Origin of the sequence: Robertmurraya sp. DFI.2.37, assembly GCF_029211245.1 — a bacterium.
GTDB lineage: Bacteria > Bacillota > Bacilli > Bacillales > Cytobacillaceae > Robertmurraya > Robertmurraya methanolica_A.
Window position 1 is genome coordinate 1 of the sequence record NZ_JARGEJ010000134.1, and the last position, 1,395, is coordinate 1,395.

Consider the following 1,395-nt stretch of genomic DNA (forward strand, 5'->3'; position numbering starts at 1 on the left):
TTTTCTTTTGATCGTATATTGTTATACCAGTAAATATAATCTTCTATTTTTCTTTTTAAATCTTCATAGCTTACTAGTTTTTCCCCGTAATACATCTCTTGCTTTAAAATGCTAAAGAAATTCTCCATTGACGCATTGTCTGCGCAGGTTGCCTTACGTGACATGCTTTGGAATACTTTATTTTTCTTTAACTTTTTCACCCATTGGTTGTGCTGATAATGCCATCCTTGATCCGAATGAATGATAGTACGGTAGGTTGCGTGATTCTTTATAATCTCAATCGTTTCTTCTAAAGGTTCCATCACAAGATCTAATGTTGGTCGTTTATTGATTCCAAAAGAAGTAATTTCTCCATTATAAAGGTCAAGGATAGGGCTTAAATACAACTTCTCTTCTCCTAGACATTTGAATTCTGTAATATCAGTTACTAATTTTTGAAGAGGAATAGGTGTATTAAAACGACGGGATAGACGGTTTTTCGCTACTTTACCAACCTTCCCCTTATAGGAATTATATTTCCGAGATTTCCGCATGAATTTTACACATTTTAATCCTAGTTCCCGCATAAGTCGATACACTTTTTTATGATTAACACAATATCCTAATTTCTTTAATTCCTTTGTGATTCGTTTATAACCATAGCGTTCATGAAACTTCTTAAATAGTTGAGTGATGAGTTCTTTTGGTTCCGAGTCCGGATCTTCTTTCCCTAAATTTTTTACATGATAATGATAGGTTGCTTCAGGAATGCTCACAACAAGGAAAATATCCTTTAATCGGAATCCTTCTTCTTTGAGTTCGAATGCCAATTTTGCTTGTGCTTTTCGGGAAAGACATTCGGATTTTCCCGAAAAGCTCTCAGCTTTTTTAAGTAAGCAATTTCTAATCTCAATAGTTCATTCTCACGTTCTAACTCTGCTTCACGTGTTAACTTATTTTCTTCCTTTTTTGTTTGTTTATTGGTGTTAGGTTTCTTAGACATAGAAGGTCTCCCCTTTGGTTTTGGTTTTAGGCCTTCTACTCCTTGTTCATTAAACTCTTTCATCCAGCGATTAATTAAAGAAGGATTGTTTAATTTAAATTGATTAGCAGTTTCCAGATAAGAAGCGCCTGTCTTTTTCATAAATTGTATCGTATCCAGTTTAAATTGAATAGAGTATGCTTCCTTACCTTTTCGTCTTTTTAACCCCTCCATACCTTGAGTTTTATATGCTTTTACCCAATTTTTTAAAGGTGTCACAGACGGCAAGTTATATTTTCTAGCCAATCGTTTGTATCCAAGATTTCCATTCAAATATTCGGTAACAATCTTTATTTTAAATTCCTCACTATATTTGGCCATAATAATACCCCCAGAAGTTAGATTTATTACTCTAACTTCTGGGGGTCGGTACC

At 34.0% G+C, this 1,395-nt stretch carries 2 protein-coding genes; both read right to left on the reverse strand.

The genetic code is table 11. The features are described 5' to 3' along the window. A partial coding sequence (locus tag PZE06_RS25715) for an IS3 family transposase (RefSeq protein ID WP_225310742.1) occupies window positions 1-887 on the reverse strand: 887 nt, incomplete at its 3' end. Continuing rightward, window positions 773-1,395: helix-turn-helix domain-containing protein (locus PZE06_RS25720; RefSeq protein WP_150949449.1), on the reverse strand; the 623-nt coding region annotated here is incomplete at its 5' end. The genes PZE06_RS25720 and PZE06_RS25715, both read right to left, overlap by 115 nt.